Source organism: Roseicyclus sediminis (assembly GCF_025515305.1).
In the GTDB taxonomy this organism is placed as follows: Bacteria; Pseudomonadota; Alphaproteobacteria; order Rhodobacterales; family Rhodobacteraceae; genus Roseibacterium; species Roseibacterium sediminis.
Window position 1 is genome coordinate 158259 of record NZ_JAOPHT010000001.1, and the last position, 16716, is coordinate 174974.

Here is a 16716-nt window from a genome sequence, read left to right on the forward strand (position 1 = left end):
CCTTGGGGTGTCCTGTCTGTCGGATGCTGCGATAGCCGATTTGGCGTGGCCTGTCAGCCCTGAGGACGGTCCTGCGGTGCGGCGCGGTGTCAGGGGTGTGGCCGATCGGATGCAAGCGACCAGAGCCAAGCGCCGTCCTGCCGCCTGATCCGGGTGACCTCGCCCCGGTTCAGGAGGTGGTTGAGGTGGGCCACGGCCTCCACCAACGCGAGCCCGTATGTCCCCTCGTCGATCTCGCGCTTGTAAAGCGGCGCAAAGCACTCGGCCGCCGTGTGCGCGCCATGCGCGAGATGCCTGCGCAACCGGTCGAGCGCGCCTTCGTGATTCTCGATCATCTGGCGAAGCCGGTCGGGCAGACCCGTGAACGGCAACTTGTGTCCGGGCAGGATGAGCTGGCGCTCGGTGGCGAAGGGCCGAAGCCGCTGACAGGCCGTGATCCAGTCGGCGACGGGGTCGGCCATCGGCTCGGTCGCGTAGACACCGAGATTGGGGGAGATCGACGGCAGAAGCTGATCGCCGCCGATGACGATATCCCCGTCATGGGACCAGAGCGTCGCGTGGTCCGGGGCATGGCCGTGGCCGAAACGGATGGTCCAGTCGCGCCCCGCCAGCCGAAGGACCTGACCCTCCTCGAGCCGGGTGAAGCCCAGAGGCATGGGCGCCACGATGTCCGCGAAGTTGAACGGCCGCTCGGCCCGCCGTTTCTCGAGGAGGTCGGGCACCATTCCCGCGCCCTGCCAGAAGGCGATCTGCTCGGGTGTCGCGACCGTCTGCACGTCGAGCGTCAGCATGCGCGCAAAGAGCCACGCCGTCCGCGTCATCAGAAGCTCGGCCCCCTGCGCCTGGAACCAGCCGGCGAGGCCCACGTGGTCGGGATGGTGATGGGTCACGAGGACACGGACGACCGGATGGCCGGCAAGCGGCCCGGCCAGCGCCGCCTCCCAGGCTTCACGGCAGCGGCGGGCATTCACGCCGGTATCGACCAGCGTCCAGCCATCCACATCCCGGAGCGCGTAGACGTTCACATGGTTGATCGCCATCGGTAGCGGAAGACGCAGCCAGAGAATGTCGGGCGCGACCTCGACGGCCGACCCCGGCGCGGGATGGGTTTCGTGCGGGTAGGAAATCATGCCGCGAGGTCGTCCGGTGAAAGGGCGTAGAGATCGCCCGCACCCGCGGTTGCCTCCGATAGAAGGCCCGGCACCGCCGCCATCTGCCGTGCGAGATAGCTCTGCGCCAGCCGCGCGCGGGGACCACCCGGCTCCGCCATCGCCGCGCGGAGGTGGTAGTGGCCGCCAAGCGTCAGCGCGAAGGCGCGCGCGAACGGCACGGCGCCCGCGAAACGATCGTTGAGATCGAGCGCCAGCATCCGCTGCGTCGCTGCGCGAACCGCCTCGGCCGTTTCGGCGAGCGTCGCGTTTCCGGCCACTTCCGCCGTTCCCGCAACCTCGTCGAGGATCGCGAAGGCCGCGTCGCCGCCATCGGCGAACTTGCGGCCCACGAGGTCCATTCCCTGGATGCCGGTCGTTCCTTCGTAGATTGCCGTCACACGCACGTCGCGGGCGAACTGCGCCGCGCCCGTCTCCTCGATGAAGCCCATCCCGCCATGGACCTGGATGCCCGTGTCGGCGACAGAGATTCCCGTTTCGCTGCCGTAGGTCTTGACGATGGGCGTCAGGAAGGCCGCCCGTGCCGCCCATGCCGCGTCGCCGGTCGCATGGGCCATGTCGATGGCAACGGCGAGGTCGAGGGACATCGCGCGCGCGGCGAACAGCTCGGCCCTCATGCCGGTCAGCATCCGCCGCACATCGGCATGGTCAAGGATCGTTCCGGTTCCGCCCGCCACCATCGGCCGGCCCTGCACGCGGCCCGCCGCATAGTCCAGCGCGTGCTGATACGCGGCCTCGCCAACGGCGAAGGCATGGACACCGACACCAAGGCGGGCGTTGTTCATCATCGTGAACATCGCCGCCATGCCACCGCCCTCGGCGCCGACCATCCAGCCGGTCGCGCCGTCGTACTGCATCACGCAGGTGGGGCTGCCATGCAGGCCCATCTTGTGCTCCAGCGACACGACCTTCAACGCGTTGGCGACGCCCGCGTTTCCAGCGGCATCGGGCAGGCGCTTGGGCACGAGGAACAGGCTGATCCCCCTCGTCCCTTCCGGCGCACCGGGCAGTCGCGCAAGCACGAGATGCACCGTGTTCTCGGTAAAGTCGTTGTCGCCCCAGGAGATGTAGATCTTCTGGCCGGTGATCGCGTAGGTGCCGTCGCCATTGGGCTCGGCCCGGGTCCGCAGCGCACCCACATCGGAACCCGCCTGCGGTTCGGTCAGGTTCATCGTGGCGTTCCAGTCGCCCGAGATGAGCTTCGGCAGGTAGATCGCCTTCAGCTCGTCGCTGGCATGGTGTTCCAGCGCCTCGATCTGCCCCTGGCTCATCAGGGGCGCGAGTTGCAGGGCGAGGCAGGCGGACGCGATCATCTCGTTGACGCCGCTGGTCAGGGCCATGGGCATGCCGAGCCCGCCATTGTCCGGGTCGGCGGCAAGCGCCACGAACCCCGCCTCGGCGATTGCGCGCCAGCCATCGCCGAAACCGGGCGATGTGCGCACGATCCCGTTCTCCAGCCGCGCCGGGTGCAGGTCGCCCGCGCGGTTCAGCGGCGCGAGGACTTCCTCGCAGATCCGCCCCGCCTCGGTCAGCATGGCGGCAACGGTTTCGGGCGTCGCCTCGGAGAAGCGCTCCGTGGCGGCAACACGATCATAGCCAACGATCTTTTCGAGGCAGAACACGATCTCTGACACCGGCGCGCGATACGGCATGGACCCCTCCCCTGGGCTGGACAGGGACGATGTTTGCCAAAGGCGCCCGTTTCGCGCTACCCCTGCCCCGTCCCGGCCCGTTCTCTGCTGTCGGATGCGAGAGCTAGGGGGCGGGGCGGGTGCCGATCAACCTCAACGTTACGTCACGGATGTCCCGGGCAGGTCCAGAGATTCTCGCCGCCGACGCGGCCGGCATCGCGCGCGCGGCCGAACTGCTCGCAGCGGGCGGCCTCGTCGCGGTGCCGACCGAGACCGTCTACGGCCTCGCCGCGGATGCGACGGACGGGCGGGCCGTCGCGCGCATCTTCGCCGCGAAGGGGCGGCCCGCCTTCAATCCGTTGATCGTGCATGTCCCCGACGTGGCGGCCGTCCGGCGCATCGCGGAAATGCCCGGGACGGCCGAGGCGCTGGCCGGTGCCTTCTGGCCCGGACCGATGACACTCGTGCTGCCGCTGAGGGACGGGGCGGGGCTGTCGCCTCTCGTCTCGGCCGGCCTCCCGACGGTTGCGGTGCGGGTGCCGGCCCACCCGGCGATGCAGGCCGTGCTGAGGGAGCTGGGGCGCCCCGTGGCGGCACCTTCGGCCAACCCTTCGGGACGTATCAGCGCGACGACCGCACAACACGTCATCGACGGGCTGGGCGACGCGGTCGATGCCGTGCTGGATGCGGGTCCCTGCACGGTCGGCGTCGAGTCCACGATCCTCGCACCCGAACCGGGGGGCCTCCGCCTCCTGCGCGAGGGGGGCCTTCCGCGCGAGGCGGTCGAGGCGGTCGCGGGGCCAAGCGTTCCCGACCTGACGCCCGGTCGGATCGAGGCCCCGGGGCAGATGGAACGGCACTACGCGCCGGGAACGCCCCTCCTGATCGGAGGCAGGCCACGGGCAGGCGAGGTGACGATCGGCTTCGGGCCGGGCGCGGCGGACGTCACCCTGTCCGCGACGGGCGATCTCGTCGAGGCGGCGTCGCGCCTTTTCGCGGCCCTGCACGAGGCGGATGCCCTCGCGGCAGCGCGCGGCGCGGCCGCGATCCGGGTGACGGAGGTGCCCGAAACGGGCCTCGGGCGGGCGATCAACGACCGGTTGCGCCGCGCCGCGGTGAGAGAAGGTGCGGATCAGCCCGACGCGTGAGCACCGGCGCGGGTGTCGCCACGCTCCCCACGGGCCTCAGGCGTGGCCGGCCTCGGACGACAGCATCAGGGGATGAACGCCAAGCGACTTCAGCGCAGCCTCCCACTTGCCCTCCATCGAAGCGCCGAAGACAAGCTCCGGCGCCGCCTCGGCGGTAAGCCAGCCGTTCTGGGCGATCTCGGCCTCGAGTTGCCCCGGTCCCCAGCCCGAATAGCCAAGCGCCAGAAGCGCCTGCCGCGGGCCGCGTTCCTGCGCGATGTCCTCCAGCACATCGAGCGTCGCGGTCATCGAGAAGCGTCCGTCCACCACCAGACCGTCCTCTCCCCGCGCCTGGTAGTCCGAGGAATGCAGCACGAAACCTCGGCGCAGTTCCACGGGCCCTCCGTAGCAGACCGGGACATCGCGTACCGCGCCCGGGTTCTCGATCTCGAGCTGGTCGAGCATCTCGGCGAAGGTGACCTCGTCCACGCGCTTGTTCACGATGAGCCCCATCGCACCCTCGGGAGAATGGGCACAGAGGAACACCACGCTGCCGGCGAAACGCGCATCGCCCATCGCCGGCATCGCGATCAGGAGTTTGCCTGTCAGGTTCTCGGGGACGGTGGCTGCGGTCATGGGCCGAGCATGGGGGTGTTGCGGATTCCAATCAAGTCGGCGCCCTGTCGCCAAAACGTGACTTTTCATTTCAGGTGACACTGACTAGCTCCGCTGCATGTCCAAGACCTTGTCCCACATCGGTTTCGCCGCCCTCGCAGCCACCGCGCTCGCGCTCTCGCCGCTTCCGGCATCCGCACAATTCGAAGGGCGGAGCGCCGACAGCGTCGTGCAGATCTCCTTTCTGGAAGGCTGGCGGATGGAGAACGGGCACCATATGGCGGGCATCCGCATCTCGCTTGCGCCGGGGTGGAAAACCTACTGGCGCGCGCCCGGCGAGGGCGGCGTGCCCACGGTCCTGCGCCTGCGCTCGGCCGAGGGGATCACCGGCATGGCGATCCACTGGCCGCGACCGGAGGTGTTCTTCACAAACGGCATGCGCTCGATCGGCTACCGCGACGACGTGGTGCTTCCGGTGGAGTTCGTTGTGGACGACGATGGCACCCACCGGCTGGAAGGCCGGGTCGAGATGGGCGTCTGCCTCGACGTCTGCATGCCCGTGACGCTCGACATCTCGGGTGACCTTCTGCCCGACACCGGACGGGACCACGAAATCGGCCTCGCGTTGTCGGACCGCCCCATGACGGCCGTCGAGGCAGGGGCGGGCGACGCCCGCTGCGAGGTGGAGCCGATCTCGGACGGGCTGCGCGTGACCGTCACGGCGCAGGTTCCATCGACCGGCAACGACGAGACGCTCGTCCTTGAGCACCGCGATCCCGAGATCTGGGTCTCGGAGGCCGCGACCCGGCGCGATGGCGGGACGATCACCGCCGTGGCGGACATCGTTCCTCCCGATCACGGGCCCTTCGCGCTTGATCGGAGCGATCTGCGGATCACCGTCATCGGGACCGCGATGGCCGTCGAGCTCGACCGCTGCCGGGGCTGAACGCTCAGGCGGGACGGCGCAGCGCCGTGTAGGCCGCGCTCAGAACCCAGGCCAGGATGCACAGGACCGCGACCGCAGCCACGAAGAGGCCGGCCGCCATCGCGGTAGAACCCTCGCCAATCGCCGCCAGCGGTCCCAGCATCTGCCCCGTGAAGATCTGCGCACCGACGGTTGCCGCGAAGGCCGCGACGGTCGCCGCCACCAGACCGGCAAGCCCGAGTGCCAGCCCACGCCCCCGCCCGAAGGACTGGAGGCCGCGGCGGAGCGCCCGGACCTGGTGGCCCGCGTCCTGCTGCATGGCGAGGATCGCGGGCACCACGAGCAGCACGATCACCATGCCGAAGCCCAGCCCGTAGACCAGCGTGATGACCGTGGGCTTGAGGAACTGCGCATCCGACGACCCCTCGTAGAGAAGCGGCGCGAGGCCGAGAACGGTGGTGAGTGTGGTCAAGAGAACGGGCCGCAGCCTGTCGCAGGTGCCGTCGATGATCGCCGGAATCAGGCCCCTGCCCTCGGCGTATTCGTCGATGGTCGTCACAAGCACGATGGAATCGTTGATGATGATCCCGGTCATCCCGATCAGGCCGACGACCGTGAACATCGACAGCGGCACATCCCAGAGCCAGTGCCCGTAGATCGTGCCGACGAGGCCGAAGGGAATGATCGCCATCACGACCATCGGCCGCGTCCAGCTGGCGAAGATCCACGCCAGCACGAGGTAGATCCCCAGCAGGCAAAGCGTGAAGCCGGTCAGCGCGTCGCCGAGGAAGTCTCGCTCCTGCTCGGCCAGACCGGAGAGCTGGGTCGCGACACCGAAATCGGCCTCGATCGCGGGTAGTGTGACCTCGCGCAGTTCCTGCATGATCGCCTCGGCACGGGCCGGATCGTCCTCGCTGAGATCACCGGTGACCGAGATCAGGCGGATGCCGTTCTCGCGGTCGATGGTGGAGAAACCCTGTCGCGCGGTGACGGTGACGATATCCGCGAGCGGCACGTAATCCCCGCCCGAGGCGCGCAGGAGCGTCCGGTCGAGGAAATCCGCCGTCAGCTCGCCCGCAGGAAGCTCCACCCGGATCGACGCGGTCCGCGGGCCGTCGGGGAAGGTCGCGGCCTCGATCCCGCCCAGCCGGTCGCGCAGAACGCGGCCCAGCGTGTCGATGGAGAAGCCCAGCGCCTCGCCCTGAGGAGTAAGCTCGAGGCTCAGCTCCTCCCGGTCGTAGGCCATGGAATCCTCCAGGCCCGAGACCTCGGGATGCACGACAAGCGCCGTTGTCACGGCCTCGGCCGCGGCCTTCAGCGTGGCGGTATCGGCGCCGAAGATCTGCACGTCGATGGCATCGCCCCCCGGCCCGCCACGCCAGCCGCGGAAGCTCACCGTCTCGGTCAGGGGCAGGTTGCGCACCTCGTCCTGCAGCTCGGCCACGAAGGCGAAGGAGGAATAGGGCCGCAGGTCGGCGTCGATCAGCTCGATCGCGATGGAGCCCAGCAGGTCCGCATCCTTGTCGTCGGCGCCCGAAAGGCCGCCGCCGGTGTTCCCGCCGATCTCGGCCACGACATAGGCGACCGGGTTCACCCCGTGCTCGGCCTCAAGCCGCGCGGCCACGGCCTCGGTCGCGCGCTGCATTTCGCGCACCATCTCGATGCTGTCGGCGCGCGTGGCACCGTCGAGCATGGCGAAGTTGCCGGACACCGAGCTGATTTCGGGGGCGTTGAAGAAACGCCACGTCACGTCCCCGCGCAGGAAGACGGCGACCTGGCTAGCCAGAACCAGGATCATGGCGGCCAGCACCGGGTAGCGCGCCCAGATCACCCAGGCCATGAGCGGACGGAACAGCCGGTCGCGCACCCAGTCGAAGCCTCGGTTCACCACGCGCGAGGGCATGTCGTACCAATGATCCTTGGCGGAATGCGCCAGCGCATGCGCCATGTGATTCGGCAGGATGAAGAAGCATTCCACGAGGCTCGCCAGGAGGACGACGATCACCGTGAAGGGGATGTCCGCGATCAGCTCGCCGAACCGTCCGCCGACGGCGACGAGGCCCGCGAAGGCCAGAACCGTGGTGATCGTCGCCGAGAAGACCGGCGCGGCCATGCGGCGGGCGGCGTTCTCGGCCGCCGTCACCGGGTCCTCCCCGAGTTTTCTCGCGCGGTAATCTGCGTGTTCGCCCACGACGATGGCGTCGTCCACCACGATGCCGAGCGTGATGATGAGCGCGAAGAGCGAGATCATGTTGAGTGTCAGGCCCGACACCCACATCAGCGCGATGGCGGCCGTCAGTGCCACGGGAATGCCCGCCGCCACCCAGAATGCGGTGCGTGCGTTCAGGAACAGGAACAGAAGGCCCACGACCAGGGCGAGACCCAGAAGCGCGTTGTCCATGAGGATGTTCAGCCGCCCGGAAATCGCCTCGGCCCGGGTGCGGATCAGGTCGATCGTCGTACCCTCGGGCAGCGTCGCCTCCATCTCGGCGGCGATTTCCTCGACCTGGGCCTGGATGGCGATCGCGTCACCGTCCTCGGATCGGTCGACCCGGATGGCGATGGCCGGGTTCTCTCCAACGAAATAGGCGCGCTCCCGGTCGGCGCCGCCGACCACGATACGCGCCACGTCGCCCACAGAGAGGGCCGAGCCGTCATCGTTCGTGCGGAGCGTCAGGGCGGCGATGCCCTCGGCGCTGCGGGTGGCCGAACCGGTGCGCACGCGCGCGCCCGCCGCGTCGATGTCGCCCGCAGGCGCGGTGTCGGCGGCGGCTGCGATCACCGAGGCGATCTCCGCCATGGTGATGTCGTACCGGATCAGCGAGGCGGACGGCACCTCGACGACGATTTCGGGCGCCGCGACGCCCTGGATCGTCGCGCGCGTGACCCCCGCATCGAAGAGCCGCGCCACCATCTCGTCGGCGAAGCGGCCGAGTTGTTCCGGCGCGACGGGTCCGGTGATGACGACGTCGGTGACCCGGTCCCACCACGCGCCGCGGCGCACCGTGGGCGTCTCGGCCCCCTCCGGCAGGTCGGTCACGGCATCGATGGCGACCTGCACCTCGTCGGCGGCGCGGGCCATGTCCCAGCCGGGTTCGAATTCCAGCGCGATCGAGGCGCGTCCCTCGCGGCTGGTGGCCGAGCTTCCGGCGACGCCGGGCACGGCAAGAAGCGCGGGTTCGAGTACCGCGACGATGGCCTCGTCCACGTCCTCGGCGCCCGCGCCGTCCCATTGCACCGAGATATCGATCTCGTCCGAGATCACGTCGGGGAAGAACTGCGCCCGCATCTGCGGAAAGGCGGTGAAACCCGCGGCCAGCATCAGGACCAGCAGGAGGTTCGCGGCGGTGCGGTGACGCGTGAAATAGCCGAGGATGCCGGCGGCACTCTGGGGAAGCGGGCGGATCACGGGCCTAGCTCCCCATCCGGGCTTCGATCCGCGCCACCATCTGGGCGGGGACCTCGGGCTCGTTCAGTTGACGGATCATCCGGGTGCGCACATCCTCGGGGATGAAGCTGTTGTTCTCCACGAACGCGATCAGCCGGGCACGCCGCTCGGGGTCGAGTGCGATGGTCGCGGGCGCCTCAGCTTCCGCCTGGCCCGCGCCGTCGCGACGGAACGGGTTCACGCGGATGCCCTCGCCGAGGACGGGCGTGCGGGTGGCGACGATCTCGCGGCCGGCAAGCTCGGGCGGAACGCTCACGAGCACCTCGTCGCCCTGACGCCGCATCAGGGCGACCTCGGCCGCTTCCAGCCGGTTGTCCTCGCCCAGAACCAGCACGCGCCCGTCGGACCCGAGCGCGGGAGCAGGAAGACGGGCGACACCGGCAAGCGGCGGTTCCTCCACCTCGACGCGAACGAAGTCCCCGACCCGCAGGCCGCGTGCATCGTCGATCCGGGCAAAGAGCAGACGGCCCGACTGCCCCTCGCCGACGGACCCCGACTCGCGCGTTAGAACGGCATCTGCGCTGAGATCGAGGCCGAAGACATCGAGCACGACGCGCACCGGCGCCTGCGGCAGGCTTCCGTCCTCTTCAAGGAGCCGGGCGTATTGCGCGGTCGAGATCCGGAACGAGACCTCCAGCGCATCGGCGTCGATCAGGCGCGCGAGCCTCTCGTTGCGGCTGACGAGGCGGCCGGCGGCCACGTCGACCTCCGCCAGCACGCCGTCGAAGGCTGCGGTCAGCTCGGTCTCGGCGAGGCTGCGGCGCGCTTCGGCCAGCGCGATCCGCATCCGCTCCAGCGCCGTCTCGGCCTCGGCCACGCGGGCCACGGCGCTCGCCTCGGCCTGGCGGCGCGACAGGACGGCCTGCTCGGCGGTGGCGGCGGCAAGCTCGGCATCCTCCACCGCCGCGGCGCTGCCCACTCCGCGGTCGAGCAGGTCGCGCTGCCGCTCGAAGGCACGGATGCGCAGGTCGGCCTGGCGCCGCGCGGCGGCCACGTCCTCCGTTGCGAGATCTTGCGCGCGCAGCGCCTCGGCCAGTTCGTTCTCGGCATCGCGCAGGTCGGTCTGCGCCGTCGCCAGCACCGCTTCGGCATCCGCCGGGTCGATCCGCAGCAGGACCTGCCCCGCCTGGACCGCCCCGCCCTCCTCGAACGCGTCGGACAGTTCCACGACCCGCCCCTCGGCCGGCGCGCGCAACTCCAGCGCCCTGCGGGATCGGATCTCGCCGAAGGCCGTCAAGACCGGTGTCTCCGTACCGGGGGTCAGCGTCAGGACCTCTGCGCTGAAGACCCGTTCGCGGGCCGGCGGAGCCCTGCCATCCTCCGCCAGTCGCGACTGCAACGCGGACCAGACGGTGCCGCCCGCCAGCGCAAGAAGGCCTATGGTGACGGACACCAGGAACAGGCCCACGAGGGCACGGCGGAAGAATCGCATGGCTCAGGCACTTTCGCTTTGCGGTTGCAGCGGAATCTAGGTCCCTCGCGCGGAACGTCCAAGGGACATGGCGCAACCGTTACACGAGGCGCGACCTCACTTCCGTCGCAGGTGTTCGTCCAGGCGCGGCATGATCTCGACGAAGTTGCATGGCCGATGGCGATAGTCGAGCTGCCACTTAAGGATTTCGTCCCAGGCGTCCTTGCATGCCCCCGAGGATCCGGGCAGCGCAAAGAGGTAGGTGCCGCCCGCCACGCCCCCGGTCGCGCGCGACTGCACCGCCGAGGTGCCTATCTTCTGCATCGAGACCATGGTGAAGACCGTGGCGAAGGCCTCGATCTCCTTTTCGTAGACGTCGCGATGCGCCTCGACGGTCACGTCGCGCCCCGTGAGGCCGGTACCGCCGGTGGTCAGGATGACGTCGATACCGGGGTCGGCGATCCATGCGCGCAACTGCTCGGCGATTCGGTCCCGCTCGTCCGGCAGGATGTGCCGTGCGGCGAGCGTATGCCCCGCCCCGGTCAGACGCTCCACCAGCACGTCGCCCGACTTGTCCTCGGCAAGGCTGCGCGTGTCCGACACCGCGAGAACGGCGATGCGGACGGGGTGGAAGGGTCGGGTCTCGTCGATACGGCTCATGTGTCTCCCCTCAGGCGCGCCTTCAGCGACAGGAGGTCCGCCCAGGCCTTCGCCTTCTCCCCCGGTTGGCGCAGGAGGAAGGCGGGATGGAACATCGGCAGCGCGGGACGGCCGAGCACGTCTTCCCAGTTGCCGCGCATCCGCATGATGCCCTTGCGGCCAAGCAGGCCCACGCAGGCCCAGTTGCCCATCAGGACCAGCACCTCGGGATCGGCGAGTTCGACGTGACGCCGCACGAAGGGCTGGAGCATCGAGATCTCTTCGGGCGTCGGATCGCGGTTCTGCGGCGGGCGCCAGGGCAGCATGTTGGTGATGTATAGGCCATGGGCCGGGTCCACGGCGGTTCGCGACAGGCCGATCGCGCCGAACATGGCGTCGAGCAGTTGCCCGGCGCGGCCGACGAATGGTTTGCCCTCCAGGTCCTCCTCCCGGCCCGGAGCCTCGCCGACGATCATGACACGCGCCCGCGGGTCGCCATCGGCGAATACCAGATTGCGCGCGCCGTGCCGGAGGTCGCAGCCCTGGAACCCCGCCAGCGCCTCGCGCAGCGCTTCGAGCGTCCCGGCCCCCTCGGCCCGGCGTCTTGCATCGTCGATCGCGGCCAGCGCCGCCTGCCCTTCGTCCCTTTCGGCCGGTGCGGGTGTCGCGACCCGAGCGGCGGGCGCGGGAGGGGCGGCGGGCGACGGTTTGGCAGCGGCCTGCGGCAGCTCGAAGCGGTTCACAGGCGCGTCGAGAATGGCCTCGTCGGCGCCGAGTTCCACCTGCCAGGCGAGATGTGCCAGCGCGTCCTGCGACTCGGTTGCGTCCATGACGCGAAGCTAGGGCCCCGGTGCCTTGAGGGGAAGGGGCGGCGACGCGATGCGCCAGCCTTGCCGCCGCCGTTGCCGCCTGCCTATAAGCGAGCAGGCGGAAACGGGAAGTGGCCATGACCTTCCGGCAGCAGCATCTTCTGGGCATCGAGCCCCTGCACCCCGAGGAAATCCGCACGATCCTCGATCTTGCGGACCGTTATGCCGATGCCGAACGCGGCAGCAGGAAGCATGACCGCGTGCTCGAGGGGCTCACCCAGATCAACATGTTCTTCGAGGCCTCGACGCGAACTCAGGCGAGCTTTGAGATCGCGGGCAAACGGCTCGGGGCGGACGTGATGAACATGGCGATGCAGGCGTCGTCGATCAAAAAGGGCGAGACCCTGATCGACACCGCGATGACGCTGAACGCGATGCATCCCGACCTGATCGTCGTCCGCCATCCCCATTCGGGCGCCGTGGACCTTCTGGCTCAGAAGGTGAACTGCGCGGTGCTGAACGCGGGCGACGGCCGGCACGAACACCCGACGCAGGCCCTTCTCGACGCCCTGACCATACGGCGCGAGAAGGGGCGGCTTCACCGCCTGACGATCGCCATCTGCGGCGACATCGCCCACAGCCGCGTGGCGCGTTCGAACATTCACCTGCTCGGCAAGCTGGAAAACCGGCTTCGCCTGATCGGGCCCGCGACCCTCATGCCCTCTGCTGCCGCCGACTGGGGCGTCGAGGTCTACGACGACATGGCAGAGGGGCTGAAGGACTGCGACGTGGTCATGATGCTTCGGCTGCAGAAGGAGCGGATGGACGGCGCTTTCATCCCGTCCGAGCGCGAGTACTACCACCGCTTCGGCCTCGATGCGGCGAAGCTGAGGGCGGCGAAGCCCGACGCCATCGTGATGCACCCGGGACCGATGAACCGCGGCGTGGAAATCGACGGGACGCTGGCCGACGACATCAATCGCTCGGTCATCCAGGAACAGGTGGAGATGGGCGTCGCCGTGCGCATGGCGGCGATGGACCTCCTGGCACGGAACCTTCGGGCGACACGGGAGGCGGCGGCCGCGGGCGAGGTCTGGGCATGACCGCGCCGCTGCTCCACGTCTTCGCCGTGAATGGCGAGAGCGATCTGCGCCATACGCACCTGACACGCGCAATGGGCGAAGCGCCCGACCTGCCGCCACTGGCCGATTGGCTCGGTCTCGGCGCGCTCGACACCGACGAGGTCGAATTCTTTCCGCTGAAGGATCTCGGCGACATGCACCTGTCGGATTACCTGACGATGGCCTTCGTTCCCGAAACGGCCATCGCCCAGGACGTCCGGGCCCGGCTCGATGCGCTGGAGGGATCGGTCCTGCTGGTGCCGGAGGCCGCGATGGACGGCGCCCCCCGACCCGGCCCGAACCTGTCGGCGATCGCCACGCTCAGACTGGCGCAACCAGACCACGTGGCGGACCTTCCCCCCGCCGGGATCGCGCCGAGGCCGGCCGAGACCGCGCCACCGGAGGCCGCGTCATCCCGGCAGCGCGGCCCGATGTCCATGGTGGCGATCATTGCCCTCGTCGTCGGCATCGTCCTGGTTCTCTACGTCCTCGTGGGGTTGTGATGGACCCGACCTCGACCCAGACGCACTTCGCGCCGACCACCCCGCTGGAACCCGGCGAGCGCGTGATCGAGACGTTCCGGGGCGACCGGGCGACCTACTGGCGGGAACATGCGTGGCTCGCGGCCATCGCCATGGCCGCCGGCATGGCGATCCTCTGGGCGATGGGGAACCCGCACGTCTGGACCGGCGCGGTCGGAGGCCTTCTCGCCATCGCGGTGCGCGCCCTCTACCTAGCCTCGGACGAGACGAGGATGTCTTGGCAGCTGACCGATGCGCGGCTCCTCGGACCGGGAACGCGGGCCATCGCGCTCGGCAACATCGCGGCCGTGCGCAGTCTGTTCTCGGCGGTGCAGGTCGTCACCGTCACCGGTGACAAGCACCTTCTGAAATACCAGCCTGACACCAAGGCCGTGATCGCCGCGATCGAACGCGCCCGAACCGGGGGCGGCCGATGACGCAAGGCGCAGGCTGGGACGGTATCCTGGAACCGGGCGAAAGCATCCTCTGGCAGGGTCAGCCCGAAAGCGGCATCGCCTGGGCCGACGCGCTGACCCAGACGACGCCCATGGGCGTGATCTTCACCGCCTTCTCGCTGTTCTGGATGGCCACCGCGACGGGCATCACCGCCGGCGGGGGTTTTCCGTTTCCGTTCAGCATGTTCCCGCTGTTCGGACTGCCTTTCCTCGCTATCGGCCTCTACATGCTGGGCGGGCATGTCGTGATCGATGCCTACCTGCGCAGCGTGACGTGGTACACGCTGACCGACCGCACCGCCTTCATCGCGACCAGCGTCTTCGGCCAGAAGCGACTGGCGAGCTACCCGATCGCCGCGATGCCATTCCTCGTTCTCGAGGACGGCGCCCCCGGCAGCATCCTTTTCGCGGAACCGCCGCCCGGGCGGCGCCAGCGCACGCAGACCTCGCCCGGTCGCGTCGGCTTCCACCGGATCGCGAACGCGCGCGAGATCTACCGGCAGATGCGCGGATTGCGCGCCGGCATCGTTAGGACGGATACGGCATGACCAACGCGCTTCTGCACAATGCCCGGCTGATCGACCCGGAGGCGGGGACCGAAGCCCTCGGCTGGCTCCGGATCGAGGGCGGAATGATCGCCGAGACGGGGACCGGACCTCGGCAGGGCGGGATCGACTGCGGCGGTCTCTGCCTCGCACCGGGGATCGTCGACGTGGGCGTGAAGGTGGGCGAACCCGGCGAGCGCCACAAGGAGAGCCTGCGGACCGCGGGCCTTGCCGCCGCCGCGGGCGGGGTCACGACGATGATCGCGCGGCCCGATACGCTGACGCCGATCGACACGCCCGAGGTGCTGGAATACGTCACCCGCCGCGCGCGGGACGAGGCACGCGTCCGCGTCCGGCAGATGGCGGCGCTGACCCGGGGGCGCCAGGGCCAGGAGATGGCCGAGATCGGCTTTCTTCTGGATGCGGGCGCCGTGGCCTTCACCGATGGCGACGCGGTGACCGTCGACACGCGCGTCCTGTCGCGCTGCATGACCTATGCGCGCGGCCTTGGAGCCCTGATCCTCGGCCACCCGCAGGATCCGGGCCTGAGCCGGGGTGCCGCCGTGACGAGCGGGAAATTCGCCGCGCTCAAGGGTCTGCCCGCCGCCCCGCCGATGGCCGAGCGCATGGGCCTCGAACGCGACCTCGCGCTCGTCGAGATGACGGGCGTCCGATACCATGCCGACCAGGTCTCGACCGCCGCCGCCCTGCCGGCGCTGCAACGTGCCAAGGCGGCCGGGCTGGATGTCACGGCGGGCGTGTCGATCCACCATCTGACGCTCAACGAACTCGACGTCGGTGACTTCCGCACCTTCTTCAAGCTCAAGCCGCCGCTGCGCTCCGAAGAGGATCGCCTCGCCATGGTCGAAGCCGTCGCCGACGGCACGATCGACGTGATCTGCTCCATGCACACGCCGCAGGACGAGGAATCGAAGCGCCTGCCCTTCGAAGCGGCGGCCAGCGGTGCGGTGGGGCTGGAGACGCTGCTTCCCGCCGCGCTGAGGCTGTGGCACGCGGGGGCGCTGACACTGCCGCAGCTCTTTGCCGCGATGGCCCTGAACCCGGCGCGGCGGTTCGGACTGCCGGGCGGACGGCTTTCGGAAGGCGCGCCCGCCGACCTCGTGCTGTTCGACCCCGACACGCCCTTCCGCCTCGACCGGACGACCCTGCGGTCGAAATCCAAGAATACGCCCTTCGACGGCGCCCTGCTTCAAGGGCGCGTCGAGGGAACCTGGGTGGGCGGCGCGCGCGTCTATGACAGGAAGGACGAAACTGCATGATCCCGGTCGTCGAATCCGGCGCAGGTGCGCTCGCGCTCGTGGCGCTCGGTGCCTATCTGCTGGGCTCCGTGCCTTTCGGCATCGTCATGGCGCGGGTCTTCGGACTGGGCGATCTCAGGCAGATCGGCTCGGGCAATATCGGCGCGACGAACGTGCTCAGGACGGGCAACAAGCTTGCCGCGTTCCTGACGCTGGTGCTCGACGCCGGCAAGGGCGGGATCGCGGTTCTGATCGCGCGCGCGCTGTTCGAGGAGGACGCGGCGCAGGTCGCAGGCCTTGCGGCATTCTTCGGGCACTGCTTCCCGGTCTTTCTGGGGTTCCGGGGCGGCAAGGGCGTGGCGACCTTCCTCGGCACACTCCTTGCGCTTTCTTGGCCGGCGGGGATCGCGGCCTGCCTCACATGGCTTCTCGTGGCCGCGATCACCCGCTATTCCTCGCTTGCGGCGCTGGTTGCGGCGGTCCTTTCGCCGGTCTGGGCCTACCTCCTCGGACGCCCGGAGGCGACCGTGCTCTGCGTGCTGCTCGCGGCGCTCATCCTCCTGAGGCACCACGAGAACATCGCGCGGCTGAGGTCAGGCACGGAACCCCGGATCGGCCGCAAGACCTAGGGCTGCCGCTGGTCCATCGCGTCGGCCATGCGCTTGGTGTTCTGATAGATGCCGAGCCCGAGATAGAGCGCGCCACCGACGAATACGACATAGACGAGACCGCCGATCAGCACGGCGAGACCCGGAAGGATGCCGGTGGGCTGGTCGGGTGTGGCCGGGGCGAAGGCAACGAAACCCGCCGCGACGATGACGAACAGAAGCATAAGAACGATGATGACACCGACGAGCTTCTCGAAGGCGTTGATGAAGAAATCGCGCATGGGTGCTGTCCCTTTCCAAGCGGTTCACACGTGCGCCCGATTGAACGGGCCGACGCCGATCCGATCAACGGTGGATTTCCGGAAAACCGCGCAGGTCCGGCGCACATTCGAGGATTTCCCTCTCCCAGTCCCGCCGTTGCCACGGATTGGCC

At 69.3% G+C, this 16716-nt stretch carries 16 protein-coding genes; 8 read left to right on the plus strand and 8 right to left on the minus strand.

Features of this window, described 5'->3' with window-relative positions; translation table 11 throughout:
- Positions 1–89 precede the first annotated feature (89 nt).
- Together N8I71_RS00760 and N8I71_RS00765 are read right to left on the minus strand one after the other, a co-directional pair.
- Entirely contained in the window at positions 90–1130 is a 1041-nt protein-coding gene (locus N8I71_RS00760) for an MBL fold metallo-hydrolase (protein ID WP_262876011.1), read from the minus strand.
- Positions 1127–2821, minus strand: coding sequence for an acyl-CoA dehydrogenase (locus tag N8I71_RS00765; RefSeq protein WP_262876012.1), 1695 nt, complete (start codon positions 2819–2821; stop codon positions 1127–1129). The genes N8I71_RS00760 and N8I71_RS00765 overlap by 4 nt, the downstream gene beginning before the upstream one ends.
- Positions 2822–2970: 149 nt before the next feature.
- On the opposite strand from N8I71_RS00765, the gene N8I71_RS00770 reads away from it, so the two are divergent.
- Entirely contained in the window at positions 2971–3948 is a 978-nt protein-coding gene (locus tag N8I71_RS00770; protein ID WP_262876348.1) for an L-threonylcarbamoyladenylate synthase, read from the plus strand.
- A 36-nt stretch (positions 3949–3984) separates the two neighbouring features.
- Here the strand turns inward: N8I71_RS00770 and N8I71_RS00775 are convergent, their stop codons facing one another.
- Complete coding sequence (locus N8I71_RS00775; protein WP_262876013.1) at positions 3985–4563, minus strand: YqgE/AlgH family protein; 579 nt, start codon at positions 4561–4563, stop codon at positions 3985–3987.
- Between the two features lie 97 nt (positions 4564–4660).
- Here N8I71_RS00775 and N8I71_RS00780 point away from each other — a divergent pair, with 97 nt between their 5' ends.
- A complete protein-coding gene (locus N8I71_RS00780) occupies positions 4661–5488 on the plus strand; it encodes a protein-disulfide reductase DsbD domain-containing protein (protein ID WP_262876014.1) in 828 nt (275 codons plus the stop codon).
- Positions 5489–5492: 4 nt separating this feature from the next.
- On the opposite strand, the gene N8I71_RS00785 is transcribed toward N8I71_RS00780, so the two are convergent.
- From N8I71_RS00785 to N8I71_RS00800, 4 genes are all read right to left on the minus strand, one after another.
- Positions 5493–8876 (minus strand): efflux RND transporter permease subunit, encoded by a 3384-nt coding sequence (locus N8I71_RS00785; RefSeq protein ID WP_262876015.1) that lies wholly within the window; start codon positions 8874–8876, stop codon positions 5493–5495.
- 4 nt (positions 8877–8880) lie between these two features.
- Positions 8881–10347: an efflux RND transporter periplasmic adaptor subunit gene (locus N8I71_RS00790; RefSeq protein ID WP_262876016.1), complete on the minus strand. Its 1467-nt coding sequence runs from the start codon at positions 10345–10347 to the stop codon at positions 8881–8883.
- Positions 10348–10443: 96 nt separating this feature from the next.
- The gene (moaB, locus tag N8I71_RS00795) at positions 10444–10986 is read right to left on the minus strand and encodes a molybdenum cofactor biosynthesis protein B (RefSeq protein WP_262876017.1); all 543 of its coding nucleotides are present in this window, start codon (positions 10984–10986) and stop codon (positions 10444–10446) included.
- Positions 10983–11795, minus strand: a complete 813-nt coding sequence (locus N8I71_RS00800; RefSeq protein ID WP_262876018.1) for a uracil-DNA glycosylase — start codon at positions 11793–11795, stop codon at positions 10983–10985. The genes moaB and N8I71_RS00800 overlap by 4 nt, the downstream gene beginning before the upstream one ends.
- Before the next feature lie 116 nt (positions 11796–11911).
- Here N8I71_RS00800 and N8I71_RS00805 point away from each other — a divergent pair, with 116 nt between their 5' ends.
- From N8I71_RS00805 to plsY, 6 genes are read left to right on the plus strand one after another with little or no spacing between them, the layout of a single operon-like run.
- A complete protein-coding gene (locus N8I71_RS00805) occupies positions 11912–12877 on the plus strand; it encodes an aspartate carbamoyltransferase catalytic subunit (protein ID WP_262876019.1) in 966 nt (321 codons plus the stop codon).
- Positions 12874–13398, plus strand: a complete 525-nt coding sequence (locus tag N8I71_RS00810; protein WP_262876020.1) for a hypothetical protein — start codon at positions 12874–12876, stop codon at positions 13396–13398. The genes N8I71_RS00805 and N8I71_RS00810 overlap by 4 nt, the downstream gene beginning before the upstream one ends.
- Complete coding sequence (locus N8I71_RS00815) at positions 13398–13853, plus strand: hypothetical protein (RefSeq protein WP_262876021.1); 456 nt, start codon at positions 13398–13400, stop codon at positions 13851–13853. Before N8I71_RS00810 ends, N8I71_RS00815 begins: the two co-directional genes overlap by 1 nt.
- A complete protein-coding gene (locus tag N8I71_RS00820) occupies positions 13850–14419 on the plus strand; it encodes an aspartate carbamoyltransferase catalytic subunit (protein WP_262876022.1) in 570 nt (189 codons plus the stop codon). The genes N8I71_RS00815 and N8I71_RS00820 overlap by 4 nt, the downstream gene beginning before the upstream one ends.
- Positions 14416–15696, plus strand: a complete 1281-nt coding sequence (gene pyrC, locus N8I71_RS00825; RefSeq protein WP_262876023.1) for a dihydroorotase — start codon at positions 14416–14418, stop codon at positions 15694–15696. The genes N8I71_RS00820 and pyrC overlap by 4 nt, the downstream gene beginning before the upstream one ends.
- Positions 15693–16304, plus strand: a complete 612-nt coding sequence (plsY, locus tag N8I71_RS00830) for a glycerol-3-phosphate 1-O-acyltransferase PlsY (protein WP_262876024.1) — start codon at positions 15693–15695, stop codon at positions 16302–16304. Before pyrC ends, plsY begins: the two co-directional genes overlap by 4 nt.
- On the opposite strand, the gene N8I71_RS00835 is transcribed toward plsY, so the two are convergent.
- The gene (locus N8I71_RS00835; RefSeq protein WP_262876025.1) at positions 16301–16564 is read right to left on the minus strand and encodes a hypothetical protein; all 264 of its coding nucleotides are present in this window, start codon (positions 16562–16564) and stop codon (positions 16301–16303) included. The two genes, plsY and N8I71_RS00835, sit on opposite strands and share 4 nt — an antisense overlap.
- Positions 16565–16716: the final 152 nt, after the last annotated feature.